The sequence below is a fragment of the Modestobacter roseus genome (assembly GCF_007994135.1).
GTDB lineage: Bacteria > Actinomycetota > Actinomycetes > Mycobacteriales > Geodermatophilaceae > Modestobacter > Modestobacter roseus.
This window is the reverse complement of the sequence record NZ_VLKF01000001.1, coordinates 18086-43722: the sequence shown is the minus strand read 5'-3', so window position 1 is coordinate 43722 and position 25637 is coordinate 18086. Positions and strand designations below refer to the sequence as shown.

Annotated in this window: 19 protein-coding genes and 1 tRNA gene; 2 read left to right on the top strand and 18 right to left on the bottom strand. The window is 75.2% G+C overall.

Annotation, left to right across the window (positions count from 1 at the left end):
- Positions 1-7: 7 nt before the first annotated feature.
- The 14 genes from JD78_RS00180 to JD78_RS00115 all read right to left on the bottom strand — a co-directional run bounded on the left by JD78_RS00180 (position 8) and on the right by JD78_RS00115 (position 19533).
- Complete coding sequence (locus JD78_RS00180) at positions 8-748, bottom strand: polysaccharide deacetylase family protein (protein WP_208103929.1); 741 nt, start codon at positions 746-748, stop codon at positions 8-10.
- A complete protein-coding gene (locus JD78_RS00175; protein ID WP_153358140.1) occupies positions 745-1713 on the bottom strand; it encodes a glycosyltransferase family 2 protein in 969 nt (322 codons plus the stop codon). The genes JD78_RS00180 and JD78_RS00175 overlap by 4 nt, the downstream gene beginning before the upstream one ends.
- The gene (locus JD78_RS00170; RefSeq protein WP_153358138.1) at positions 1710-3836 is read right to left on the bottom strand and encodes a glycosyltransferase; all 2127 of its coding nucleotides are present in this window, start codon (positions 3834-3836) and stop codon (positions 1710-1712) included. The genes JD78_RS00175 and JD78_RS00170 overlap by 4 nt, the downstream gene beginning before the upstream one ends.
- Positions 3837-3865: 29 nt before the next feature.
- Positions 3866-9001, bottom strand: coding sequence for a PKD domain-containing protein (locus JD78_RS00165; RefSeq protein ID WP_228394993.1), 5136 nt, complete (start codon positions 8999-9001; stop codon positions 3866-3868).
- Positions 9002-9441: 440 nt separating this feature from the next.
- Positions 9442-10173 carry a DUF4352 domain-containing protein gene (locus JD78_RS00160; protein WP_153358135.1) on the bottom strand — a complete coding sequence of 244 codons (732 nt, stop codon included), beginning with the start codon at positions 10171-10173 and terminating at the stop codon, positions 9442-9444.
- A complete protein-coding gene (locus tag JD78_RS00155) occupies positions 10170-10946 on the bottom strand; it encodes a CDP-alcohol phosphatidyltransferase family protein (protein ID WP_153358133.1) in 777 nt (258 codons plus the stop codon). Before JD78_RS00155 ends, JD78_RS00160 begins: the two co-directional genes overlap by 4 nt.
- Positions 10943-12250, bottom strand: coding sequence for a DUF1972 domain-containing protein (locus JD78_RS00150; protein ID WP_153358131.1), 1308 nt, complete (start codon positions 12248-12250; stop codon positions 10943-10945). The genes JD78_RS00155 and JD78_RS00150 overlap by 4 nt, the downstream gene beginning before the upstream one ends.
- 226 nt (positions 12251-12476) lie before the next feature.
- Positions 12477-13982: a sugar transferase gene (locus tag JD78_RS00145; RefSeq protein ID WP_153358129.1), complete on the bottom strand. Its 1506-nt coding sequence runs from the start codon at positions 13980-13982 to the stop codon at positions 12477-12479.
- A 204-nt stretch (positions 13983-14186) separates the two neighbouring features.
- A complete protein-coding gene (gene pth / locus JD78_RS00140; RefSeq protein ID WP_228394992.1) occupies positions 14187-14783 on the bottom strand; it encodes an aminoacyl-tRNA hydrolase in 597 nt (198 codons plus the stop codon).
- A gap of 74 nt (positions 14784-14857) precedes the next feature.
- The gene (locus tag JD78_RS00135; RefSeq protein WP_153358127.1) at positions 14858-15553 is read right to left on the bottom strand and encodes a 50S ribosomal protein L25/general stress protein Ctc; all 696 of its coding nucleotides are present in this window, start codon (positions 15551-15553) and stop codon (positions 14858-14860) included.
- A gap of 403 nt (positions 15554-15956) precedes the next feature.
- Positions 15957-16937 carry a ribose-phosphate diphosphokinase gene (locus tag JD78_RS00130; RefSeq protein WP_153358125.1) on the bottom strand — a complete coding sequence of 327 codons (981 nt, stop codon included), beginning with the start codon at positions 16935-16937 and terminating at the stop codon, positions 15957-15959.
- Positions 16938-16947: 10 nt separating this feature from the next.
- Entirely contained in the window at positions 16948-18486 is a 1539-nt protein-coding gene (glmU, locus tag JD78_RS00125) for a bifunctional UDP-N-acetylglucosamine diphosphorylase/glucosamine-1-phosphate N-acetyltransferase GlmU (RefSeq protein WP_228394991.1), read from the bottom strand.
- Positions 18487-18549: 63 nt separating this feature from the next.
- Positions 18550-18625, bottom strand: a tRNA-Gln gene (locus JD78_RS00120).
- A 74-nt stretch (positions 18626-18699) separates the two neighbouring features.
- Positions 18700-19533, bottom strand: a complete 834-nt coding sequence (locus JD78_RS00115; protein ID WP_153358123.1) for a polysaccharide deacetylase family protein — start codon at positions 19531-19533, stop codon at positions 18700-18702.
- Positions 19534-19736: 203 nt separating this feature from the next.
- Between JD78_RS00115 and JD78_RS00110 the strand changes: the two genes are divergently transcribed.
- Both JD78_RS00110 and JD78_RS00105 read left to right on the top strand, forming a co-directional pair.
- The gene (locus tag JD78_RS00110; protein WP_166520873.1) at positions 19737-20711 is read left to right on the top strand and encodes a glycosyltransferase family 2 protein; all 975 of its coding nucleotides are present in this window, start codon (positions 19737-19739) and stop codon (positions 20709-20711) included.
- Between the two features lie 90 nt (positions 20712-20801).
- Positions 20802-21401, top strand: coding sequence for a TetR/AcrR family transcriptional regulator (locus tag JD78_RS00105; protein ID WP_153358201.1), 600 nt, complete (start codon positions 20802-20804; stop codon positions 21399-21401).
- 62 nt (positions 21402-21463) lie between these two features.
- Here the strand turns inward: JD78_RS00105 and JD78_RS00100 are convergent, their stop codons facing one another.
- The 4 genes from JD78_RS00100 to JD78_RS00085 form a co-directional block, all read right to left on the bottom strand.
- Complete coding sequence (locus JD78_RS00100) at positions 21464-22432, bottom strand: 4-(cytidine 5'-diphospho)-2-C-methyl-D-erythritol kinase (RefSeq protein ID WP_153358119.1); 969 nt, start codon at positions 22430-22432, stop codon at positions 21464-21466.
- A gap of 32 nt (positions 22433-22464) precedes the next feature.
- The gene (gene rsmA, locus JD78_RS00095; RefSeq protein WP_228394989.1) at positions 22465-23370 is read right to left on the bottom strand and encodes a 16S rRNA (adenine(1518)-N(6)/adenine(1519)-N(6))-dimethyltransferase RsmA; all 906 of its coding nucleotides are present in this window, start codon (positions 23368-23370) and stop codon (positions 22465-22467) included.
- Positions 23337-24434: a resuscitation-promoting factor gene (locus JD78_RS00090; RefSeq protein WP_153358117.1), complete on the bottom strand. Its 1098-nt coding sequence runs from the start codon at positions 24432-24434 to the stop codon at positions 23337-23339. Before JD78_RS00090 ends, rsmA begins: the two co-directional genes overlap by 34 nt.
- A 340-nt stretch (positions 24435-24774) precedes the next feature.
- Positions 24775-25608 (bottom strand): hypothetical protein, encoded by an 834-nt coding sequence (locus JD78_RS00085; protein ID WP_153358115.1) that lies wholly within the window; start codon positions 25606-25608, stop codon positions 24775-24777.
- Positions 25609-25637 lie beyond the last annotated feature (29 nt).

Here is a 25637-nt window from a genome sequence, read left to right as displayed (position 1 = left end):
CCCCGGCTCACCTGCGGAAACGCGCCTCGCGGACCGCGGTCCCGTCGGCCAGCGCGGTGCCCAGCGAGACCGCCCGCAGTCCCCGGCTCGAGTACTGCTCGAGGACGCGCGCGACGAGTCGTCCGCGGTCGAGCAGCGGCGGGGGGCCGTCGAAGGCGAGGTCGTCCGGCCCGGCGAACCCGTCGTGGCCCAGGACGATCGCCCCCGGGTGCACACCCTCCTGCGCCTTGACCAACCGCTCGGCGTCCGGGACGTCCTTCCAGTCCCAGGTGGTGGGGCCCCACAGCACCGGCACCATGCCGGCACGGGCCACCTCCCACCAGGTCCGCGGGGTCTGCCGGCCGTAGGGCGGCCGGTACCACCGGACAGCCGCCCCGGTGCGGTCCTCCAGCTCCGCGCGCCCGGCGCGCAGCGCCGCCCGCGCCTCGGCCGGCGGGAGCTCGGGCAGCGCCCGGTGGTCCAGCCCGTGCAGCGCGATCTCGTGACCGGCAGCGACGACCTCGTCGAACAGCGCGCTGTGGCGTCGCACCCGCGTGAGCAGCACGAAGAAGGTGGCGCTCGCCCCCACGTCCGCCAGCGCGGTGAGGATGCGATCGGTGCCCCCGGGCTCCGGGCCGTCGTCGAAGGTGAGTGCGACCTGCGGCCGGGGCGTGCGCACCGCCACGACGGACCCCGCCCACGGGCCGGCCGCTCGCCGGAGCCCGCGCACGACCGTCCGGCGGGCCGGCTGCCGCCGGGAGGCCGTCACCGCGGCACCACCCGGGCCAGCCGCCAGCGCCGACCGCTGCGCGCGTACTCCTCGTAGACGACGCCCAGGCCACCGCCCACCATGCCGGCACCGCGGAGGACCGCCCGCAGCCCCCTCGCCCGGTGCCGCAGCGACCCCCGGACGGTGCCCCAGCACCAGCGCGCCCCGCCCCCACCCATCCGGACCAGGCCGCGGGCCACCGACCGGACCCGGATCCGTACCCGGTCGGCCGGACCGCGGCTGAGCCGGAGGTCGGTGAGCACGCTGGCGTTGCCGTGGCTCCACGCCCGGGTGAGGACCCAGCGCCGGGTCATCCGCTCCAGCGGGACCCGGTCGACCACCGCGGACTCGTCGCTCCACACCATCCGTCCTCCGGCGCGGGCGAGCGAGCGGCTGAAGAGCGTGTCCTCACCGCCGCCGAGCCCGAGGGCGGACTCGAAGCGGACGCCGGAGCCGCGCACCTGCCGGAGGTCGAGGAGCAGGTTGCCCGCCGCTGCGACGTCGATCTCGCTGCCGGTCGGCATCCGCCGGCGCACGAAGAAGTCGCCGGCCCGGATCCAGGGGTCGAGGTCCCCGGCGTAGTCGGCGAGCACCCGGCCGGACACGGCTGCCGCGCCCGTCGTGGTCCAGGTGGCGAGCAGTTCGGCCAGCCAGCCCGGGCACGGCCGCTCGTCGTCGTCGATGAAGGCCAGCAGCGAGCCGGACGCCTCGTCGAGTGCCCGGTTCCGCACCACGGCGATGCCCGGCCGCGGTTCACCGACGTAGCGCACTCCGGGGAACGCGTCCGCCGCCTCGGCGGCGCTGCCCACGGGGTCGTTGTCGACCACCAGCACGTCGACGGCGTACCGGCCCCCAGCGCTCGCCTCCGCGGCCTGGTCCTGCAGGAGCGGGATGAGCGACCGCAGGTCGTCCGGACGCCGGAAGGTCGGCACGGCGATCGTGACCCCGATCGGCTCGGCGCTCACGCCGTGCTCCCGACCGGGGGCACGGCGGCCCGGCCGGCACCGGTCGCACCTCGCACGAGCGTGGCCACCACCTCCTGGTAGGCGGCCGGGTCGTGCCGACGCCGGGCCGCACCCGCGTCCTCGAGCGCCTGCTCGCGGAAACTGGGCCACTGCGCCACGACGCGCTCGACCGCATCGGCCCAGAGGGCGGGGCGCTGCGGGTCGACCGCCTGCGCACTGCCGTAGCCGGCGGCTGCCTCCCGCAGCCCGCTGGTGTCGCTGACGACCACCGGACGGGCACCCAGCACCGCTTCCACCGCCGTGTTGCCGAACGGCTCGTCGAGCACCGAGGGGATGAGGACGACGTCCGCGCCGGCCACCACGGGCCACACGTCGGCGTGGAAACCGAGGAAATCGACCCGGTCGTCGAGACCGGCGGCGGCCACCGTGGCGTGCAGCTCTGCCTCGAACTCCTCGTAGCCCGGGAAGACCGAGCCGAGCAGTGCCAGCCGGGCGTCGACGCCGCGGTCGGTGAGCTCGCGCAGCGCGGCCACCGCGACCTGGGGCCCCTTGCGGGGGTTGAGCCGCCCCACGAAGAGCAGCCGGACCGGCCCGTCCAGCTCGTCCCGCGGCGGCACGACGGCGACCGGGCCGCGGATCCCGTTGTAGACCACCGTGCTCCGGTCCTCGACCCCGGGTGCGACCTCGCCGAGCACGCCGAGGCTGAACCGGCTGTTCACCACGACGGCGTCGGCCAGCCACGGCCCGACGGCCAGCACCCGGCGAGCCAGGAGGGGGGCGGCCCGCTCCGCCTCGTGCACGTGGCAGACCACCCGGCGGCGCAGCAGACGGGCGAGGACGACCCAGCTGGGCACCGTGACGGTGCTGACGTAGACCCCGCCTCGTCCCGCGGAACGGATCAGGCGGGCCGCCGGCAGGAGACCACGCAGGGCGTCCCCGAGCAGCCGGACCGCACCCCTGGGACGCAGCGCCGCCTTGCGCAGGACCGGCATGGCGACGATCCGGACCCGGGCCCCGCGCGCACGCAGCTCCACGGCCAGGGGGCCCTCCCCGGGGAGCGCCACCGTGACCGGTCCCGCGCCGAGCAGCGCCTCCACCGACTCGAGCAGCACCCGGTCCGAGCCGTACAGCTCGGCGCCGGGGTGCGCGACCAGCACCGACCTGCTGGCGTCGGTCCACCCGCCGGGGCGGACCAGCGCGAGGAGCGCGATCACCAGACCGCTCAGCGAGCCCCGGGCCGCCGCCAGCAGCGGGCGCGGTGAACGGAGCAGCTGGCGCCGCCCCCCGCGGAGGAGGATCTCCCAGCTGGTCACCGGGGTGCGGACCACCCAGCGCACCAGATCGCCGCGGCCGAGGTTGCGCGCCGCGAAGAGCAGCCGGTTGCGGCAGTTGTAGCGGTAGTAGAGGTCGGACTTGGCCCGCCCCTGCCGCTCGCCCTGGGTGCCCCCCTCGTCGTGGACGGCCAGCAGGTCGTGGCGCACGACGAGGTGACCGCCGGCGACCTGCACGCGGTGGCTGAGGTCGACGTCCTCCCAGTAGAGGAAGTAGTCCTCGGCGTAGCCCCCCGTCCGGTCCACCATCACCGCGGAGATGACCAGGCAGGCGCCGGTCAGCCACTCCTCCACCGGACCCCGCGAGCGTGCGGTACCGGTCGGGGACCCGGTGCGGCCGTCGCGCAGACCCACCGTCGAGCCGGCGAAGACGGTCCGCCCGGACGAGTCGACCAGCCGGGGCGCCACCAGGGCCTCCGGGTCGGCCAGGCTCGCCCTCCGGAGCTCGGCGAGCACCTCGGGGGACACGACCGCGTCGGGGTTGAGGCAGCAGAAGGTGACACAGCCGAGCTCCCTGGCCCGCGCGATCCCCGCGTTGGTGGCGGCCCCGAACCCGGGGTTGCCCGGGGACGCGACGAGCTCCCAGCCACGCTGCGCCGCCAGCTCGGTCACGGCCGAGCGCTCCTCCGAGGTGCTCCGGTTGTCGACGACGACGACCCGGACGTCGTCGCCCAGCGCGGCGGCACCGGCCAGGTTCCGGCGGAGCAGGTCGCTGGAGCCGTAGTTGACCACCACGACGCCGAGCCTGCGCGGCCCACCGCCGCCCGCGCGCGTCTCGTCCGTCGGGTTCACCGCGGACACGCTAGCCGCGGGCACCGGGGTCACCGCGTCGACGGGCCGGTACCCGACGGACCGACCCAGAGGTTGTCGACCCGCACGACCGACGGTGCGCTCGCACTGCCGGAGACGTACTGGTCGACGAAGACCGCGCCGGCCCGCTGCAGGGCCACCGACTCGTCCGTCCGGCTGATCGACCAGGAGCTCGGCTCGGCGCTGGCGGTGCGCCAGACCTTGGCCTGCACCGTCGTGGCGCCGGTGCCGGTGCCGCTGGTCTCGAAGCGGACCGCCAGGCTCGAGCCGGGCGCGTAGCCGCCCGGCAGACCGGTGCCCCCGAGCACCGTCTCGACGCCCCCGACCACGCGGACCAGCATCACCTCGACGTAGGAGGCCGACGTGAAGCGCAGCTTCACCCGGTAGTCGTTCGACCCGACCCGCTGGGTGCCCAGGCTGACGTAGGTGCCGCCGCCCGTCGCCACCTGCGGGAGCGTCAGCTCCGCCTGGACTGCGACGTCACTGCCGGAGAAGCTGCCCAGCGTGGCACTGGTCCCCTGCCCGGCGCCGCCCTGCAGCTGTCCCGCACCGTCGACCACCGAGGCGTTGGCGGCGAGGCCGCCGATCACCCACGGACCGCCGGTGTCGGCCTCGCCCCAGCCGCCGGTGACCGCCCGTTCGAAGGCATCGGCGGCCAGGGGCCCGACCGGGGGCTGCGGTGCGCTGACGGTGATCTCCCGCGAGGTCGTCGCCGTGGCCCCGCGGTCGTCGGTCACGGTCAGCCGGACCGTGTAGGTGCCGGCCGCGCGGTAGGAGTGGGCGGCGGTGGTGCCGGTCGCGGTGGCTCCGTCCCCGAACTCCCAGGACCAGGCGGTGACCCGGCCGTCGCGGTCGCTCGAGCCGGAACCGTCGACGGCCACGTCCAGACCGGTCGGGAGCGCCTCGAAGGCAGCCACCGGCACGACGTTCGGCGCCGGCTCCGGCTGGGGCTCGGGCTGGGGCTGGGGCTCCGGCTGGGGCTCGGGCTGCGGCGCGCCGCCGACCTCGAGGGCCACCAGGTCGTCCACGAGCACCGCGGAGGCGCGGGTCCCGCTCCCCGAGGTGTAGGCGTACAGGTACACCGCGCCAGGGCGCTGCAGCGATGCCGTCGCGTCGGTCCGGGACAGGCCCCAGCCGGCCGGCTCCACGGAGCCTGCCGCCCACACCTTCACGTTCAGGGTCGTCGGCGCGCTGCCGGTCGCCTCGAACGCGACGGCCAGGGGCGTCCCCGGCCGGTAGGTGCCCGGGAGGGCGTAGCCGCCCAGGACGGTCTCGGTGCCACCGAGCATGCGGACCAGCATGACCTCCACCGGCCCTGCGGCCGTGAAGCGCAGCTTCACCCGGTAGTCGCTGGCACCGACCTGCCGCGTGGCGACGCTGACGTACGTGCCGCCACCGGTGGCCGCCTCCTGGAGGGAGACCGTGGTCCGCACCGAGACGTCGGTCCGGGAGATGCCTGCCAGCCGGGCGGAGGAGCTCTGCCCAGGCACCGGGGTCAGCCGCCCCACCCCGTCGGACACCGACGTCGCACCCACGGTCGTCCAGTCGCCACCGATGTCGGCAGCACCCCAGCCGGTGGTGACCCGGCGGTCGAACGCGTCGGCGGCGAGGGAACCGGCCGGCGGCGGCGGAGCAGCCACCGTGACCTGCCGGGTCGTCGTCCCGGTGTCGCCGTCGTCGTCGGTGACGGTCAGCCGGACCGTGTAGGTGCCCGCGGTGCCGTAGGTGTGCGTGGCCCTGGCACCCGTCCCCGTCGCACCGTCGCCGAAGTCCCACGTCAGGGCGGTGACGGCGCCGTCCGCATCGGTGGACGCCGAGCCGTCGACGGCGACGGCCAGCCCGGTCGCCGAAGCGGTGAAGGAGGCCGTCGGCGGGACGTTCGGCACCACCACGGTGCCGGCGGGCTCGACGCGCAGGTCGTCGACGAGCACGGTGGACGCCCGCGTCGCACTGCCGGAGGTGTAGGTGTAGAGCAGGACCGAACCGCTGCGCTGGAGCGCCGTCGTGTCGTCGGTCCGGGTGATCCCCCAGTCGGCGGGCTCGCCCGCCGAGGTCGCCCACACCTTCGTCCGGAGCGTCGTCGGGAACGCGCCGCTGGTCTCGAAGCGCACCGTCAGGGACGTCCCCGGGGTGTAGCTGCCCGGGAGGGCGTACCCGCCGAGGATGGTCTCGACCCCGTCCAGCATCCGGACGAGCATCACGTCGACCCGACCGGTCGCGGTGAAGTACAGCTTCGCGCGGTAGTCACTGGTGCCCACCCGCTGGGTCGCCACGCTCAGGTAGGTCCCACCACCGGTGGGGGCCGAGGGCAACGTGACGGCCGCCTGCACGGCGGTGTCCATGCGCCGGACCGCGTTCAGGGTCGCCGAGGCGCTCTGACCCGCCGGCGGGTCGAGCCGCCCCGTGCCGCCGGACACCGAGGTGGCCCCCAGCGTCGCCCAGGCCCCGCCCAGGTCGGCGTTGCCCCAGCCCTGGGCGACCACCCGGCCGAAGGCGTCGGCCGCGACGGACCCCGGCCCCACCGGCGCCGCGGTGACGGTCACCTGGCGCGTGGTGGTCGCGGTTGCGCCGTCGTCGTCGGTGACGGTGAGCCGCACGTCGTAGGTGCCGGGGGCGTCGAAGACGTGCCGCACGGTGGTGCCCGTGGCCGTCGACCCGTCACCCAGGTCCCATGCCCGGCCGACCACCTCGCCGTCGCGGTCCGCCGAGGCAGCGGAGTCGAGGGCGACCGCGAGGTCGGTGGAGTCGGCCGTGAAGGACGCCGTTGGTGCGATGTTCGGGGCGACACCCGTCCGCCCGGTCTGCACGTGCGTGGCGACCTGGCCGGCCGTGAGCGCGACGGGGTACACGGCGACCTCGTCGATCAGCCCGGTGAACCACTGCGAGCCCATGCCGCTCCACACCGAGTCACCGCCGATCCGCCAGTAGCCGGAGTACCGCTCGGCAGCGTGGACCGGCTTGGTGCCGACCAGGGCACCGTCGACGTAGAGGCTCTGCCCGCCGCTCCCGAGGGTCGCCACCACGTGGTGCCACGTGCCGTCGTTGAGCGGCGTGGTGGTGCTCACGGTGGACTCGTAGCCGGGGTAGACGCCGAAGTGCAGGTTGCCGGTGCGGTCCATCACCACGTGCCGGTCGTAGCTGCCGCTGGTGCCGCTGGCCGAGTTGCCGAACCCGACGATCTTCCCGCCGGTGCGCGAGGTCGTGCGGAACCACGCCTCCACGGAGAAGGTCATCGGGGCGGCCACCCGCGCCTGCGAGGTCAGGGCGCTGCTCGACGACCCGCGGAAGGCGAATGCCCCGTCGGGGTCACCGGCGAGGGCACCGGCCTGGCCGCGGGTGACCAGGCTGCCGATCCGCAGGTCGTCACCACCGGCCACGTCGTACGCCGTGCCCGGCGCCGTCTCGCCCAGCCGCCAGTGCCCGATCGCACCGTCGCGGGAGACCAGCGCGGCGTAGGCGCTCGCGGTGCCGCTGTTCTCGGCACCGACCGTGACCGTCGTCCAGGACGAGGCCAGCCGGTTGCCGGAGGCGTCGGTCGCGGTGACCAGGTAGCGGTGCGCGCCGGCGGTCGCGCCGGTGTCGACGCACCCCAGGGTCGGCCGGTCCCACCACGTGGAGGGGCGGACGATCTCGCACACCGGGGCGACCGTGTCGCTGTCCCGGTACACGCGGTAGGTCAGGTTCGCGTTGTCGTTGTCGTAGGCGGCCTTCCACGACAGCCGGACGGCGCCCGGGACGAGGGTCGCCGCGGGTGCGAAGGTCGCGGTGCCCGCCGTCGGCCCCACCTTGCCGGGCGCCAGCGCGGCTGCCGCGAAGCGCACGAGGCCCTGCTGGGCGGTGCCGTTCACGGAGGGGAACTCACCGGCGTAGACGACGTAGTCGCTGTTGCCCGAGACGCTCCAGCCCGCCTGGTACTGCTGGGTGTACGTACCGGCGACGAAGTCCGGCAGCCAGGACTGCAGGCGCGGGGAGCGCTGGCCGACCAGCGAGGGACCGGGCCGGTTGCTGGTGACGATCTGACCGGCGGGCTCGATGCTCAGCGCGGTGCCGAACTGGTGGATCCGGGGATTCTGCTCGGGGAAGGCCGCGATCGTGCTGCAGTCGTGCGAGTGGCCCGCGACGTACAGGGCCCCACCGACCGGCCAGCTCGAGTACGAGTCACCGAGGCACGTGTTGAACCACAATGCCTCACCGCCGTCGGCGCGGGCCGCGAACTGGCCCTCCAGGTTCCCCGGCCCGTAGTAGTCGTAGCCGGTGCCGTAGACGTTGGTGCCGTCGGTGCTCAGGCTCCAGATGGAGGCGTTGACGCCCTGGTTGCTGATCCGGGTGTTCACCGCGAACGGTCGCGTCTCCCCGGTCACACCGTCGAGCGCACCGACACCGGTGGCCTTGACGTCGTTCAGCGAGTCGAACCGGCCCGCGACGACGACCTGGCCGGCCGGGCCGGCGAGCGTGATCGCCATGACGTCGTTGCTGGTCAGCTTGTTGGCCGGGTTGTTGTTGGGCAGCGTGTTGCCCGCGGTGGAGCCCACGCCCGGCTGCGGCGCCCAGGGCAGCAGCTCGCCGTTGCCCGCGGACACGGCAGCGAGGCGGTTGCGCCCCTCCGTGCCCACCGCGGAGAAGCCACCGCCGAGGTAGACGGTGGACTGCGACGCGGCGATGGCCCGGACCTGGCCGGTGACCGCGGGGCGGAAGGTGGAGCTCAGCTGGCCGGTGGCGACGTCGAAGGCCGCGACGCGGGAGCGGGCCTTCCCGTCGACGGTGTAGAAGTCGCCCCCGACGTACAGGCGGGAGCCGTCCGGCGATGCCGCGAGCGCCAGCACCTGCCCGTCCAGGGTGGGCGCGAAGGAGGTGATGAGGTCACCGCTGCGGATGTCGTAGGCGAGCAGGTGCGTACGGGCGGACTCCTGCGTCCCCTCCCGGACACCGGCCGGCCGGGCGCTGGTGAACCGGCCACCGACGTACACGGTGTTGCCGATGACGACCTGTGCCCACGCCACGCCGTTGATCTGCACCGTCGGCAGCGCGTCGGCGGTCACGGTCGTGGGGGTCACCGGGTTGCCGGGCTCGGCCGGCGCCCAGTCGGCGCGGGCGGTGGACGGGAACAGCGCACCCCCGACCGCCCCGAACATGAGGAGCATGCTCATGACCGCTGCGACCAGTCCTCGCGGACTCGCGCTCACTCGTGCAGACACTCTTGGGTTCCCCCGTCATCCACGGCCCGCATGACGTTCACGCGACCCACCGGATGAACACTAAGGGTGACGATCGCCAGCCCGACATCCCCTGAACCGGTGACAATGCCCTGGTGAACCGCAAGATCTCCGCAAGACGGAGGTCACCGGGCGTGAGGAGGACGTGTGCCCACCCACCCGTCCCGGGCGGCCGGGCACGACCGCACGGACCCCCATCGACCGTGTTCCCGCCGGAGCGGGTGAGCGGGTCCGCGGACGGCCGCGGACGGCCGCGGACGGCCGCGGCCGGGTGGACGTGCACCGGCCCGAGCCGGTACGTGCAGGTGCACCCGTGCAGCGCGGGGCGCGCACGGGTGCACCTGGGTGTGCCCCGACCGAGGGGCGGCAGGGAGCTAGGCCGGGCTGCCGGTGAAGACGAGGAACGGCGATCCCGGCTGGTAGGCGACCGACACCCGGATGAGGTCCCGGCCGTCCTGCGGGACGCTGAAGACGTACACGCCGTCGGCGCTCTCCCCCGGGGCGAGCGTGCCCGAGAACGGCCTGCGGGAAGGGTCCTCGAGCGGCGAGGCCGGGATCGCCCCGCCGCTGTGGAAGAGCTCGACCACGACCGCGTCGAGCGGCAACGGTCCGGTGGACCCGTTGACGATGCGGAGCCCCACCCGCAGGGCCGGGCCACCGACGTTGCCCGGACCCGTCCCCGATCCGTCGATCGACTCGACACCGGTGACGCGGGCGGAGGTGCCGTCCTGCGCTGCCGACACCGCGTCGAGGGGGACCGCCGGCAGGGCAGGCGGCAGCACGGACCCGGCCGGCTCCGCGTCCTGCTCGGCGCCTTGGCCGGCGCCCGGGTCGGAGCCGGCACCGGGTCCTGCGTCCGCGGTGTCTTCCGGCCCGGCCGCGGCGGACGGTGCCGGCGCGGTGCTCGGCGCGGTGCTCGGCGCGGTGGAGGCACCCGCCGGTCGCCCCGGGGCCGCGTCCGCCCCGTCCCGGCCCACCAGGACCACGGCGAGGACCACCGCGGCGACCAGGACCGCGGCGAGCGCAGCACCGAGCAGCAGGCCGCGGACACGCCGCCGGGGGCGCGGTGCGAGCGGCTGCTCGCCCACGGGGGAGGAACTCGTCACGCCAACCCACCCATCTCGGAGAACCACTTCACGGACGCCAGGGCGAGGTAGCCCGCCGTGGCCAGACACAGCAGGGCGTAAGCGGTCAGGAAGACCACCGGTGCGCCGAGCAGCACGAAGACCAGGCACAGCAGTCCGTAGTCGGTGGGCACGACGACGAGCGAGCGCAGCACGCTGGGCCGCTCCCCCGCGGTCCTCGCAGCACGGGTGCGGGCACCGTGCTGGGCGCGCAGCGACTCGTTGAGCAGGGTGCCGAAGAAGAGCACCACCGAGACGACCGAGAAGCCCAGCGGCAGCAGCAGCCACGGCCCGCGCTCGACCGGCTCGAAGCGGTACAGCCCGACCAGCAGCGCCAGGTGCAGGCTGGCGATCTTGAGCGCGTCGACCATGTGGTCGAGCCACTCCCCGGCCGGGGAGCCCCCGCCGCGCAGCCGTGCCAGCTGCCCGTCCGCCGAGTCGAACGCATAGCCCAGCACCAGGCAGCCGGCCACCAGCAGACCCGTCCAGCCCGACGGCGGGACCAGCGCCAGCACCGCGATCCCCGAGAACGTGAACAGCGCGCTGATGCCGGTGACGGCATTCGGGGTGAGCCGGGCGTGGAAGGCCAGCGCCGCGAGCAGCCGGCCGAGCTTCCGGTTCACGAACCGCGAGTAGGCCGGTGCCCCCGTCGCACCCTTCTGCGCGGTGCTCAGCCGGCGGACGGTCGTCCGCAGGGACTCCCCGCCTGCGCTCGGCCGGGGCGCCGGGTCGGCCCGGTCCAGGACGTCGCTCATGCCCCGGCCGACCGGGCGGACGGCGCGTCGGCGGCCGCGTGCGGCACGGGTCGCTCGGCGGCGCGGACGGGGGTGCGGGGAGCCGGCGCGGGCGCGGGGCGCGGCCGCAGCACTGCCGGCTCGCGATCGACGGACGAGGCGGCCGGCTCGAGCCGGAGCCGCCGGCCGCTGGGCCGGGAGCGCGGGAAGTCGCGGGCCGCGAGCCGCCGGCACAGCGCCTCGTAGGCCGTCGCCACGTGGTCCCAGTCGTAGCGGGCCGACAGCAGCCGGGCCCGCTTGCCGCGCCGCCGCGTGCCCGCGACGTCGGCCTCGGACTCGGCCAGGGCGGTGGCGACGTCGCCGGCGGTCCGGAAGTACCGGCCACTGGTCTCCAGCACCTCACGGTTGAAGGAGACGTCGTAGGCGGTGGTGGCCGCGCCGGCGCCGATGGCGCGGAGCAGCGAGGGGTTGGTCCCGCCCACCGAGTGACCGTGCAGGTAGGTGGCGCAGTGCCGGTAGAGCTGGTCGAGCAGCTCCTGGTCCCAGACGCCACCGAGGAACCGCACCCGGTCGTCGGCGAGCGCGTGCACGCGGCGGGTGTAGTCGTCGGCGTACGGGGCGGAGCCGACCACGACCAGCGGGAGGCGGGCGTCGCTGCGCCGATACCCGTCGACGATGACGTCGACGTGGTTCTCCGGCTCGAAGCGGGCCACGACCAGGTGGAACCCGCCGGCGGTGAGGCCGACCTCGGCGAGCTTGCCGTCGGCCGGGTCGTCGAGCTTCGGAGCGCCGTAGGCGATCTGCTCGGTCGGTGCGGAGAACTCGTCGCGGTAGTAGTCGGCGATGCCCTGCGCGTCGGCGATCAGCGCGTCCGACCACCGGACCGACAGCGCCTCGACCACCCGGTAGTAGCGCTTGCCGGCCCCGCCCCACTTGGCGCGCTTCCACTCCAGGCCGTCCACGTGGGTGGCGACCGGGATGCGGGCGGCGCGCAGCAGCGGGAGCCAGGGCGCGTTCGCGGCGTTGAACACCACGGCGGCATCGACCCGGTGGGTGAGCAGGTGGGCCACCGAGAGCCCGGTGTGGCTGAGCGTCTCCAGCGACCGGCGGCGCAGCGCCGGCAGGTGCACCAGGCGCATGCCCAGGTGGGTGGCCGGGCGCGGCTGGCCCTCCGCCGTCCGGCAGTAGACGACGACGTCGTGGCCGGCGTCGGCGAGCCGGCGGCCGACCTCCTCGACCGCGGTCTCGAAGCCCCCGTAGCGGGCCGGGACCCCCCGGGTCCCGACGAGCGCGATGCGGAGCGGGTGCGACCTCCTGGATGGCATGGTCTGCGGCTCCCCTTCTCCGGTGGTGCGGTCAGCGACCCCGTCAGGGGTGCGTGGTCCCGGTCCGGGCGGGTCCGGACGCGGTGGGCCGGTGCAGGGACCGGCCGCTCCGGCTCCGACCCTGCCCCGCCGGGAGGCTCACGTCGCCGTCTGCGACGCTGCCGTCACCCGGAGGGAGGAAGGCTCGCGAGCAACTCGCGTCACCCGACCGGGTCGCCCCCGACGCTCAGTAGGCCCCGCTGGCGGAGACCACCGCGCGGGCGGTCTTCCAGAGGATCTGGGCGTCCAGCGCCAGCGACCAGTTCTCCACGTAGCGCAGGTCGAGCCGGACCGCCTCCTCCCAGGCGAGGTCGCTGCGGCCGGAGATCTGCCACAGGCCGGTGAGCCCGGGGCGGACCAGCAGCCGTCGGCTCACCGAGGAGTCGTAGCGGGCGACCTCCTCGGGCAGCGGTGGGCGCGGCCCGACCAGCGACATCGACCCGGTGAGCACGTTGACCAGCTGCGGCAGCTCGTCCAGCGAGAGCCGGCGCAGCCACCGGCCGACGGGGGTGACCCGGGGGTCCGAGCGCATCTTGAACAGCAGCCCGTCGGCGTCGTTGCCGTCGGAGAGGCCGGCGACCTGGCGGTGCGCACCGTCGACCATGCTGCGGAACTTGAGCATGGTGAACCCCGCGCCGCCGACGCCCACCCGCTGCTGACGGAAGAAGACCGGGCCGGGTCCGGAGAGCCGGACGGCGACCGCCAGGGCGGCGAACACCGGGGCCAGCGCGACGAGCGCGGTGAGCGCCACCGAGCGGTCCAGGGCGCCCTTGACCACCCGGCGCCAGCCCTCGAACCGGGGCTGCTCCACCGCGAGCAGCGGCAGCCCCTCGAAGGGCCGGATGTGCAGCCGCGGACCGGCCACCTCGACCAGGCCGGGGGCGACGAGCAGCTCCAGCCCGGTGCCCTCCAGCTGCCAGGACAGTGCCCGCAGGTACTGGGCGGCGGTCTCCGAGGCGGAGGTCACCGCGACGGTGTCGGCACCGGTGCGGGCAGCCGTCGCCAGGACGTCGTCGAGGCCGGCGACGGGCAGGTCGGTGACCTGGGCGACGCGCCCCCGGTCGGCGGGGGTGACGCACAGGGCGACGACGTCCAGTCCCGCGTGGCCGGTGCTGCGCAACCGGTCGACCAGCTCCAGTGCGGCGCCGCCACGGCCGACGACGACGACCCGCTTCGTGCACTCCCCGCGCAGTCGCCGCCGGTGCAGCCGACGGCGGGCGGCGTACCGCGCGACGAGGGTCGCCAGGGTCAGCAGCGGGACGGCGACGACGACCAGGGCCCGGCTGAGCTCGAGCGCGGCGGCGTAGCTGAGGAAGCCGAGTCCGGCGAGCAGCAGCAGGCCGGCGCGGCCGATCCGGCGGAACTCGTCGCTGCCCACACCGAAGAACCGCTCCTGGTGGGCGCCGGTGGCACCGAGCAGCAGCGGCCAGACGACCACCAGGGACAGGCAGGCCCACCACAGCGCGCCACCGGTGGCGCCGTCCCGGGCGACCAGCACGGCGGCACCGGCCGCGCCGGCGAGGCCGGTCTCGACGGCGACCAGGCCGAGCCGGTGCCGGCCGACCCAGGCCGTCCGCTCGCGGCGGGCCGCGGGGCCGATGGTCAGCCGGGGAGCGGTGGCATCGCCGTCGGTGCGCGGGGAGGGCACGAGGCGGGTGACGGCCTCCGTCGACTCGGTGCGCAGCAGCAGCATGGTCCCCCCCGGTCGATCACTCAGCGTGTGGAAGCTGCCGTCGGGGCCGGATCCATCGGGTTTCATGACCCGGAGATGGCGCCCGCGACAACGCACAGTGACGATCACAGAAAGGTGCAACACACAGCAATCGGCCGGCGGGACGTTCACCCTTTGGGAGGCGGCAGTCACCCGTTCGCACCTGGCGGAGAGTGACCGGATCGGTCAGCTGCGGGGGTGCACCACGTTCTGCGCGGCCTCCAGGCCGCGCTCCAGGAGCAGCTCGGTGGCGTCCGCCGCCTCGACGATCAGCAGGTCGAGGGTCTTTCGCTCGGTGGCGGAGAAGTCCTTGAGGACGAAGTCCGCGGGGTCCTGGCGCCCGGGCGGGCGGCCGATGCCGACGCGCACCCGCAGGTAGTCCTTGGTGCCGGTGGACCGGGTGATGGAGCGGAGCCCGTTGTGTCCGCCCTCTCCCCCGCCGCGCTTGAGCCGGACCGCCTCGAAGGCGATGTCCAGCTCGTCGTGCACCACGACCAGGTCGGTGGCGGGGAGGTGGTGGTAGTCCAGCAACCCGCGCACCGGACCACCGGACTCGTTCATGTAGGTGAGCGGCTGGGCCAGGACCACCCGGCGGCCGGCCAGGCGGCCCTCACCGGACAGCGCCCGGGAGCGGGGCCCCTTGCCTGCGGAGAGCTTCACCCCGGCCCGGGCGGCCAGCTCGACGAGCACCATGGCGCCCACGTTGTGCCGGTTGCCGGCGTAGCCGGGGCCGGGGTTGCCCAGCCCGACGACGAGGAACGGCCCCTCCGACACGGGGGGCACGGGGACGGGAGACGCCGCAGGGGCGCCGGCAGTGCCGGCGCCCCTGCGGGTCGTGCTCTCGCTCAGCGCAGGACTCAGTTGTCGGCGGAGTTCGAGGCGGCGTCCATCGACTCGCCGCTGCCCTGGTCGGACGGCTCCGGGACGACGTCGCCGTCGGCGTCGGACTCCTCGCGCTCGATGCCGGCCTCGGCCTCGGCCTCTTCCAGCTCGGCCTCGAGCTCGGCGGCGGTGGGTGCGCCCAGGAAGCCGATGACCAGCGCCTCCGGGTCGGTGATCAGCGTGGCGCCGGCCGGCAGCGTCAGGTCGCCGGCGGTGATGCCGTTGCCGGCGGTGCGGCCGGTGATGTCGACCTCGATCGACTCGGGCAGGTTCGTCGCGTCGGCCTCGAGGGAGACGCTGTTCAGCTGGTGGTTGCTGATCGCGTCGGGGGCGGCCTGGCCGGTGATGACGACCGGCACGTCGACGGTGACCTTCTCGCCGCGGCGCACGACGACGAGGTCGACGTGCTCGTGCACGCGGGTCAACGGGTCGCGCTGCACGGCCTTGATCAGCACGAGCTGGTCCTTGCCGTCCAGGGCGACGGTGATCAGCGCGTTGGTGCCGCCGTTGCGCAGCACGGCGGCGAACTCGAGCGCCGGCAGGGACAGGTGGACGACGTCCTGGCCGTGTCCGTACATGACGGCGGGGATGCGGCCGGCCCGGCGGGTGCGGCGGGCGCTGCCCTTGCCGAACTCGGTGCGGGGCTCGGCGGCGAGGCGGAAGTCAGCCACGGTGGTGTGCTCCTCAACAGGTGGATCGGACTGTGTGCTCAGGCGCACGAGCGCGGCACACCCTGGAGGGCAGGCGCACGTCGATCACGGAGTCGGAGAACCGCTCCCTCGCCGGGCAACTCGACCGAGGTTACAGGAAGACGATCGGAAGCGAGCCATCGGAACCGACACCGAGCCCCGACGCAACCAGCGGGGGGACGGGACCGCCCGTCCCGGAGGGACGACTGCCCGGGGCGGCGCGGGGCCGCAGGCTCCCGCCGGGACGGGCAGGACGGTCCCCGGCCGGAACGGCCGTCCGCCGCGCCGGCACGGGGCCCGGAGGGTCCCTGCCGACGCGGCGGGCAACGGCTCAACTCACGTCGGGCACGGCTCCTGGCCGCGATGCGGCCCGGAGGGTCGCAACTTAACTAGCTCCCCCGAACAGGCTCGTCACCGAGCCGTCCTCGAAGACCTCCTTGATGGCGCGGCCGAGGAGAGGGGCGATGGAGAGCACGGTCAGCTTGTCGAACCGGCGGGACGGTTCGATGGGCAGCGTGTTGGTGACGATGACCTCGCTGACCCGGCTGTTCTTGAGCCGGTCGACGGCCGGGCCGGAGAGCACGCCGTGTGTGGCGGCGATGATCACGTCGGCGGCGCCGGAGGCGAAGAGGGTCTCGGCGGCCTTGGCGATGGTGCCGCCGGTGTCGATCATGTCGTCGACCAGGATGCAGACCCGGCCCTCGACCTCACCGACGACGCGGTTGGCGACGACCTCGTTGGGCCGGCTGACGTCGCGGGTCTTGTGGATGAAGGCCAGCGGGGTGCCGCCGAGCTTGTCGCTCCACCGCTCGGAGACCCGGACCCGGCCCGAGTCGGGCGAGACGACGGTGAGGTCGCGGTCGCCCCACTTGCGCTTGACCTCCTCGATGAGGAGGTCCATGGCGAACAGGTGGTCGACGGGGCCGTCGAAGAAGCCCTGGATCTGCGCGGTGTGCAGGTCGACGGTCATCAGCCGGTCGGCGCCGGCGGTCTTGAACATGTCGGCGACCAGCCGGGCGGAGATCGGCTCGCGGCCGCGGTGCTTCTTGTCCTGCCGGGCGTAGGGGAAGAACGGGGCGACGACGGTGATCCGCTTGGCCGAGGCGCGCTTGAGCGCGTCGACCATGATCAGCTGCTCCATGAGCCAGGTGTTGATCGGCGCCGTGTGGCTCTGCACCACGAAGGCGTCGCACCCGCGCACCGACTCCTCGAAGCGGACGAACAGCTCGCCGTTGGCGAACTCGTAGGCCGCGGTCGGGGTCGGGGTGACGCCCAGGTGCCCGGCGATCTCGTCGGTCAGCTCCGGGTACGCGCGCCCGGAGAAGAGCATCAGGCTCTTGTTGGTGGTCTGCCGGATGGCGCTCATGTCCCCGCCCCTACTGGTCGGCCCCCGACGCACCGGACGAGGTGGTGCCCTCGTCCGTGGCCGGGATCGGTCCTGCGCCCGCCGCATCCGCGGCCGGTGCTGCTGATCGCTGCGCCGCTTCGGCGGCCTGGGCCGCGGGGGATCCCGGGCGCCGGCGACTCACCCAGCCTGCCACATTCCGCTGAGTGGCCCGGGCCACGCCCATGGCGCCCGGGGGGACGTCGCCGGTGATCACCGACCCGGCGGCGGTGTACGCACCGTCCCCGACGGTGACCGGCGCCACCAGCATGGTGTCCGAGCCGATCCGGACGTGGTCACCCACCGTGGTGTGGTGCTTGGCCACGCCGTCGTAGTTGACGAAGACGGTGGCGGCGCCGACGTTCGTGCCCTCGCCGATCGTCGCGTCACCCACGTAGGACAGGTGGGGCACCTTCGACCCGGCACCGAGCTGCACGTTCTTCGTCTCGACGTAGGCGCCCACCTTGGCCTTGCGGGCCAGCCGGGAGCCGGGGCGGAGGTAGCTGAACGGGCCGACGGAGGCCTCCGGGCCGATCTCGGCCAAGTGGACGTGCGACCGGACGACCGACGCCCCCTCCCCCACCTCGGTGTCCACGAGCGTGGTGTCCGGGCCGACGACGGCGCCGGCGCCCACGGTGGTGGCACCCAGCAGCTGGGTGCCCGGGTGCAGCACGGCCTCGGCGGCGACGTCGACGGTGACGTCGACCCAGGTGGTCAGCGGGTCGACGACGACGACGCCGGCGCGCATCAGCCGGTCGAGCACCCGGTCGTTGAGGGTGCGGCGGCGGGCGGCCAGCTCGCGCTGGTCGTTGCAGCCCAGGGTGTCGTCGGGGTCGGCGGCCCGGTGCCCGCCGACCGGCCGCCCGTCGGCGACGAGCAGGCCGAGCACGTCGGTGAGGTACTGCTCGCCCTGCTGGTTGCTCGAGCCGACGCGGGTCAGCGCCTCCCGGACGGCGGCGGCGTCGCCGAGGTAGACGCCGGCGTTGACCTCGGTGATGGCCCGCTGGTCGGCGTCGGCGTCCTTCTCCTCGACGATGGCCCGCACCGCGCCGCTGCCGTTCCGGACGATCCGCCCGAGGCCGGTGGGGTCGGCGACCTCCGCGGTGAGCACGGTGAGCACGGCCCCCGCGGCGGAGTGGCCGGCGACGAGCTCGCGCAGGGTCTCCGGGCGCACCAGCGGGGCGTCGCCGTTGAGGATGAGCACCGCGCCGGTCAGCTCGGCGAGCGCGTCGAGGGCGACGGCGGCGGCGTGACCGGAGCCGCGCTGCTCCTCCTGCACCACCGGGCGGGCCAGCGGCGCCGTCCGCGCAAGGTGCTCCTCGACAGCCGCCCGCCCCGAGCCCACGACGACGACGGTCTCGGCCGCGCCCAGGGGTTCGGCAGCGGCGAGGACGTGCCCGAGCAGGCTGCGGCCCCCGATCTCGTGCAGCACCTTGGGGGTGCGCGAGCGCATCCGGGTGCCCTGCCCGGCGGCGAGGACGACGACGGCGCCGACGGCGCCGTCCGGGCGGGGGGACGGGGACGGGCTCACGGAACTCCTCGCGGACGACGGTGACCGGGGGCGTCGGGCGGGAGGTCGCCACACCGGTCGGGCTGGCTGGGGGACTCGGACTCGAACCGAGACTTCCCGGCTCCAAAGGCCGGCGGGCTGCCGATTACCCCATCCCCCATCGATGCCGGACGGCGCCTGCAGCCTAGGCGGTACCCGGTGCGGTCGGCACGGGCCACGGGAGACGGCCCCGGCTCACACCGGGGCGCCGCCGTCCCCGCCGGCGGCGGCCCGGGCCGCCGCCGGGCGCTCGGCCCACAGAGCTCGGACGGCGGAGCGACCGCTCAGCAGGTCCGGCACGGTGCACAGGGACCAGCCGTCGTCCGCCAGGCGGGCCACCAGGGAGGCGGTCATGGCGGCGCGGTCGAACAGCAGCGGTGCGCTGCCCGGCTCGGCGTCGCCGGTGGCGTCGTGCAGCAGGACCACCGCCCCCGGGTGCACGGCGCGCACGGCGCGGTCGGCGACCGCCTCGGCCGTCGCGGGCTCCCAGTCCCGGGCCCAGGCCGTCCACAGCACGATCTCCAGGCCCAGCAGGCGGGTGCCGACGGCCTGGAGCAGCCGCTGGGCGCCGTAGGCGGGGCGGTACAGGGTCACCGGCGCTCCCAGCACGTGCTCCAGCCGTCGCCGGCCACGCCGGATCCGGGTGAGCGCCTCGTGGACGGGCAGGGTGCTCAGCCGGGTGTGGTCCTCCCCGTGCAGGCCGACCACGTGCCCCTCGGCGACCATCCGGTGCACGAGGTCGGGGTGCCGTTCGGCCCGGTCGGCGAGGACGAAGAAGGTCGCCGGCACGCCCGCGGCGGCCAGCGCGTCGAGGACGCCGGGGGTCTGGTCGGGGTCCGGTCCGTCGTCGAAGGTGAGCGCCACGACCGGGTCGTCGGTCGCGACGCTGGTCAGCGAGCTGACCGCGAGGACCCCCGGCCGGCCCCAGCGCAGCACCGGGTCGGGCGCGGGGAGAGGGCGCGGTCCCACCTCGTAGGCGCACACGTACCTCCGCCGGACCAGCACCGGCCGCTGCGCTCCTGCTCCCACGTCCACCGTCCTCCCGTCGCGGGAGCAGCCGTGCCCGTCCCGCGCTGGCGACCCTAGGGCCAGGTCCCCGTCCGTCGCCGCGCCGTCACCCACATGGGTGCGTCGGTCAACCAGGAATCCGTTTCGTCGGCGACACTCGAACAGGAGGTGCGCCCGGCGCCGCTGCCGTACGGGCGGTCCGATCGACCCGCGAGGAGCTGCCCGTGATCCCGTCGCTCACCGTCGTGATCCCCTGCCACAACGCCGCGGAGACGCTCGGGGTGCAGTTGGACGCGCTGGCCGCGCAGCGCGACGTCGTCCCGTTCGAGGTGCTGATCTGCGACAACGGCTGCACCGACGGGACAGCCGGCGTGGCTCTCGCCCACCAGGGTGGGCTGGACGTCCGCGTCGTGGCCGCCGCCGACCGGGCCGGGGCGGCCCATGCCCGCAACGTCGGGGTCCGCGCCGCCCGCGCCGACTGGATCGCCTTCGTGGACGCCGACGACGAGGTGGCCCCCGGCTGGGTCGCGGCGATGGTCGACGCGCTGGCCCGGCACCCGTTCGTGGCCGGGCGCTTCGACGGAGCACGGCTCAACGACCCCGCTGTGCTCCGCTCCCGCCCGATCCAGCAGCGCAGCGCCCTGCAGGAGTCCCGCTACGGGCCCGGGCTGCCGCACGCCGGAGCCGGCAACATGGGCGTCCACCGGGAGGTGTTCGACGCCGTCGGCGGTTTCGACGAGAGCCTGCTGTGCCTGGAGGACACCGACTTCTGCTGGCGGGTGCAGCTCGCGGGATGGCCACTCACCTTCGTCCCCGAGGCCCTGCTGCACATGCGGTTGCGTTCGTCCCTCGCCGGCATGCTCACCCAGGGACGGCGGTACGGCGCGGCGACCGCCGAGCTGGAGCACCGCTACCCGGCGTCGGCGAGGCCAGCCACCCCCGCCGGCACCGAGACCACCAACAGCACCGGGACCCCCGCCAGCAAGGTGGCCGTGCCGGCCGGCGGCACCGTCGGGGTGGGGGTCGAGGCCACCGCCGCCCGGTCCCCGCTCGCGGGGGTCCGCGACCTGCTGCGGGCCCGGCCCGGCGCGGGTGCCCTGCTGTGGACCCTGGGCTGGCACGTGGGTCATCGCACCTGGCGTCCGGAGGCGGACAGGTCCGCCGGTCCGCGGCTCGGGGCCACCGGCACCCGGACCTGATCCCACGGCCGAGGCCGCCCCGGGGGACGATGGGCGCATGAGCAGCGCATCCGGCAGCCCCGGTCCCGCAGCGGGCCGGCCCGGGTGCGGATGACCGGCGCCCAGCGTCGCCGGCAGCTGCTCGACGTGGGACGTGAGCTGTTCGCCGAACGCGGCTACGAGGCCACCTCGATCGAGGAGATCGCCGCCCGGGCGGACGTCTCCAAGCCCGTCGTGTACGAGCACTTCGGCGGCAAGGAGGGGCTCTACGCCGTCGTCGTCGACCGGGAGATGCAGCAGCTGCTGGACCGCTTCGCCGCGGCGCTGTCGACCGGTGGCCACCCCCGGCAGCTGACCGAGCGCGCCGCACTGGTGCTGCTGGACTACATCGAGGAGGAGACCGACGGCTTCCGGGTGCTGGCCCGGGACTCCCCGGTGGCCGGCACCGAGGGCGGCTTCTCCTCGCTGATCAGCGAGGTGGCCAGCAAGGTCGAGCACGTCCTGGCCGAGAACTTCGCGCTGCGCGGCTACGACCCGCGGCTGGCCGAGCTCTACAGCCAGGCGCTGGTGGGCATGGTGGCGCTGACCGGGCAGTGGTGGCTGGACACCCGTTCCCCGGACAAGCGCGAGGTGGCCGCCCACCTGGTGAACCTGGCCTACAACGGGCTGTCCCACCTCGACCCGGAACCCCGGCTCGTCGACCCCCGCTGACCCAGTCGACCCCTCGGCCAATCCCTCAGCCGACCCCCTCAGCCGACCCCTCAGCCGACCCCTCAGCCGACCAGGCGCGCCCCGTGCACCGGCCCGTGCACGGCGCGGACGGTCCGGAACACCCCGGCGCCGGCCAGCTCGGCGGCCAGCGCGACGGCGGCGGCGTCGTCCTCCGCGAGCGCGGCGACGGTCGGCCCGGATCCGCTGACCAGCGCGGCGCGCGCGCCGGCGTCGGTGGCCGCGCGCAGGGCCCGGCCGAGCTCGGGGCGCAACCGCAGCGCCGGGGCCTGCAGGTCGTTGCCGAGCACCGCGGCCAGCGCCGACGGCGGTCCGCTCCGCAGCGCCGCGATCACCGGCTCGGTGCCGGCCTCGGCGGCGCCGTCGGGCACGGCGCCGGCCGCCCGCATCGCATCGAGCTCCCGGAACACCGTCGGCGTGGAGAGCCCCTCGCCGGCGATGCCGAGCACCCAGTCCCACCGGCGGCGGGCCAGCACCGGGGAGAGCTGCTCGCCCCGCCCGGTGCCCAGCGCGACGCCGCCGAGCAGGCTGAACGGCACGTCACTGCCCAGCTCGGCGGCGAGCCGGGTCAGGTCGCCACGGGTGGCCCGGGTGCCCCACAGCGCATCGAGGGCGACCAGTGCCGCGGCGGCGTCGGCGCTGCCCCCGGCCAGGCCGGCCGCGGCGGGGATCGACTTGTCGATCCGCAGGTGGGCGTCGGGCCGCACCCCGGCGTGCCGGGCCAGCAGCTCCGCCGCCTGCCACACCAGGTTGCCCCGGTCGGTGGGCACGGAGCCGGCACCACGGCCGGCCTCGCTGCCCTCGCCGTGCAGGCTCAGCGACAGCCCGTCGCCGGGGCGGACGGTGACGGTGTCGAACAGCGAGACGGCCAGGAAGACCGTCTGCAGTTCGTGGAACCCGTCCGGGCGCAGCGGGCCCACGCCCAGGTGCACGTTGATCTTGGCCGGCGCCCGTGCGCTCACCGCACCGTTGCCGGCGAGGCGGCCCGGTCCGCCGGCGGTCGCGTTGCTCACCGGAGCACCTTGCCCCGCGTCGCCGGCATCCGCTACCCGCCGGCCGGCTCGGTCGCGGCCAGCCGGGCGAACTGCTCGACGGAGAGCTGCTCACCCCGGGTGGTGGGGTCGATGCCGGCGGCGCGCAGCCGCTGCTCGGCCGCGGCGGGGCTGCCTGCCCAGCGGGCGAGCGCGGCGCGCAGGCCCTTGCGCCGGGTGGCGAAGGCGGCGTCGACGACGGCGAAGGTGGCGGCCCGGTCGCCGGGCGGGTGCGGGCGGCGGGTCAGCGCCACCAGCCCGGAGTCGACGTTGGGCACCGGCCAGAACACCGGCCGCGGGACGTTCCCGGCCCGGCGGACGTCGGCGTACCAGGCGGCCTTCACGCTGGGCACCCCGTAGGCCGGGGTGCCGGGCCCGGCGGCGAGCCGGTCGGCGACCTCGGCCTGGACCAGGACCAGCGCGGTGCGCAGCGAGGGCAGCAGCTCCAGCAGGTGCAGCAGCACCGGCACGGCCACGTTGTAGGGCAGGTTGGCCACCAGCGCGGTGGGCGGCGGGCCGGGCAGCTCGGTGACCCGCAGCGCGTCGGCGGTCACGACGGTCAGCCGGTCGGCCAGCTCCGGTGCCCGGTCGGCGACGGTGTGCGGCAGCTGGTCGGCGAGCCGCGGGTCGATCTCCACGGCGGTGACGTGTGCGCTCGCCCCGAGCAGCCCCAGGGTCAACGAGCCCAGCCCCGGGCCGACCTCCAGGACGACGTCGTCCGGGGTGAGGTCCGCGGTGCGCACGATCCGGCGGATCGTGTTGGCGTCGTGCAGGAAGTTCTGCCCGAGGGTCTTGGTGGGTCGCACGTCGAGCCGCTGGGCCAGGTCGCGGATGGCGACCGGGCCCAGCAGCCCACCGGGCTCCGGGTCGGTGCTCAGCGTGCCGGTCAGCCGAACAGGCGGGACCCGCAGTGCGGCCACTGACCGGCACCGGATCGCGCGTAGAGCATCTGGGCGCGCTGCGTCTGCTCCTCGGCCGAGGCGGCCGCCGGGTCACCGGAGCCGCCGACCGCGGCCCAGGTGCCGGTGGAGAACTGGTACATGCCGCGGTACTTGCCGGTGCCGCTGACGGCGTCGGGGCGACCGCCGGACTCGCACGCGGCCAGCGCCGCCCAGTTCAGCCCGTCAGCGGTCGCGGGGACCGCACCGGCGGGCCGGGCCTTGGTGCCGACGGTGACCAGCTGGTCGACGGGAGCCTTGGTCACGACGCTGGACAGCTGCTCGCGGCCGGTCTCCACGCCGTCGGTGACGGTGACCCGCCAGGTGACGGTCTGCTCGCCCGGGACGCCCTTCTGCGTCACCGTCTGCTGCCCGGTGAGGGCGTCGGCGTCCGGGCTCTCCACGGTGCTGTAGTCGACCGGCTGCACCTCGACGACCTCGGTGACCTGGACCCGGGTGACCTGCAGGACCATGGCGTCCAGCAGCGGCTGGGTCGGGTACAGCGAGGTCCGGTCGGTCGCCGAGAGGGCGATGCCCTGCTCGGCCAGCAGGTCACCGGCGGTGGCCGCGGTGGTGGTGAGCACGCGCTGCTGCCCGTCGGCGATGAGGGTGACGTCCTTGCTGGTGCTGATCGCCAGGTCCATGCCGTCCAGCGGGAGGCGCTCGCTGCGGGAGGCGGAGAGGACGAGGTTGTCGGCCCGGAAGCCGAGCTCGGCCAGCGCCCCGTCGACCGAGAGGGCCGTGGTGTGCACCTCGCTGCGCACGCCGTCGACCGTCAGCGTCAGCGGCCGGGCCCGGTTGAGCACGACGGTGTCGCCGTCGTGCACCGTGGCGTCGGCCGCGGGCAGCACCACGTCGTGGGCGGTCGGGGTCAGCCCCTCGTCGGCGAGCACCTCACCGGCGGTGCCGGCGTAGGTGCTGATCTCCCGCGACTGGCCGTCGATGGTGAGGGTCAGCGACTTCTGGGCGAGGTAGAAGGCAGCGGACCCGCCCACGAGGCCCAGCAGGACCAGGGCGAACAGGCTGACTCGGAGCGATCGGCGCACAACACATCCAGGTTCACAGGACCCGGGCAGGGGAACCGGGCAGCAGGCGGTGGACCCCACCGGTGAGGTGGCGCCCGGGACCATGCGGACCCGTCGTCGTCGTGATCCCGGGCTCCCGGGACGGTGGACGACCACCTGGGCGTTCCCCACCCCGGCTGTCGGTCACGACACGATAACGAACGGGCTCGCTGACACAACCGTGCTGAACCAGCAGATCACCGTGTCGACACATCGCTTCGCAGGCACGCCGACACGTTCGGTGACACTGGACGGCGTGTCAGCGCGTCGTCCACCGATCGGCCGCGTGGGCAACCGCACAGGAGTACAGCCCGCGCACCGCTCAGGTCAGGGCCGGCGAGCGCTGCTGGACCGGCCGCAGCCAGGTGACCAGGAAGCCGGCCACCGCGAGCCCGGCGACCAGCGTGGAGAAGCCGCCGGCGACCAACGCCACCGGCACCAGCCCACCGGCGGTGGAGGTGATCCGGTCGTCGAGGTCGATGGCCGCGCGCAGCAGCAGCACCCCCGCCGGCAGCAGCGCCAGCACGCTGGCGGCCGCGACCACCAGGTGCGCGGTCCACGTGCGCTCCGCCTCGTCGACCGGCACGTCGGCGCCCCCGGCGGGCAGGGACCGCACCAGCACCCGGAGCAGGGCGACCTCGGCCAGCAGCCAGCCGGCCAGCGGCACGGCCAGGGCCGCCGCCAGCACGGGGTCCGCGAGGTCGTCGCGCAGCAGCACGGCGGTGACCACCGCCCCGGCGACCGCGCCGCGCATGGTCCACAGCAGCCACGGGGAGATCTGATCGCCCCGGTGCGGCCGGCGGGCCGGGGTGGCGTGGGGCCAGCGCGGCCGGGGCCGGGTGGCCTCGGCCAGCAGGACGCCGATCAGCAGCCCGACCCCGAGCACCGGGACCCAGAGGAACACCGACGCCTCGCCGAGCACCGCCAGCGAGGCGATGACCCCGGTGAGGCCCAGCAGCAGCCCCAGCCGCCGCAACCGGCGGCCGTGCGCCGCCTGGCGCTGCAGCTCCGCCGCCGTCCCGGCGCTCACCGGGACGAAGGCCACGGCGGCCGCGGCCACGGCCCGCCGGCCGCCCGCGTGCGCCCAGCCCCGGACGAGCAGCGCGGCGGGTGCCATCAGGGCGATGAACAGCACGACGGCGATGAGGCGACCCACGCCTCCAGTGTCCCCTCTTTCCCGGGCCC

Coding starts and splice junctions, on each gene's coding strand:
- JD78_RS00130 (WP_153358125.1), bottom strand. CDS start 16,937: ATGAGCGCCATCCGGCAGACCACCAACAAGAGCCTGATGCTCTTCTCC.
- JD78_RS00150 (WP_153358131.1), bottom strand. CDS start 12,250: ATGCCATCCAGGAGGTCGCACCCGCTCCGCATCGCGCTCGTCGGGACC.
- JD78_RS00105 (WP_153358201.1), top strand. CDS start 20,802: ATGACCGGCGCCCAGCGTCGCCGGCAGCTGCTCGACGTGGGACGTGAG.
- JD78_RS00145 (WP_153358129.1), bottom strand. CDS start 13,982: ATGCTGCTGCTGCGCACCGAGTCGACGGAGGCCGTCACCCGCCTCGTG.
- JD78_RS00165 (WP_228394993.1), bottom strand. CDS start 9,001: ATGAGCATGCTCCTCATGTTCGGGGCGGTCGGGGGTGCGCTGTTCCCG.
- JD78_RS00155 (WP_153358133.1), bottom strand. CDS start 10,946: ATGAGCGACGTCCTGGACCGGGCCGACCCGGCGCCCCGGCCGAGCGCA.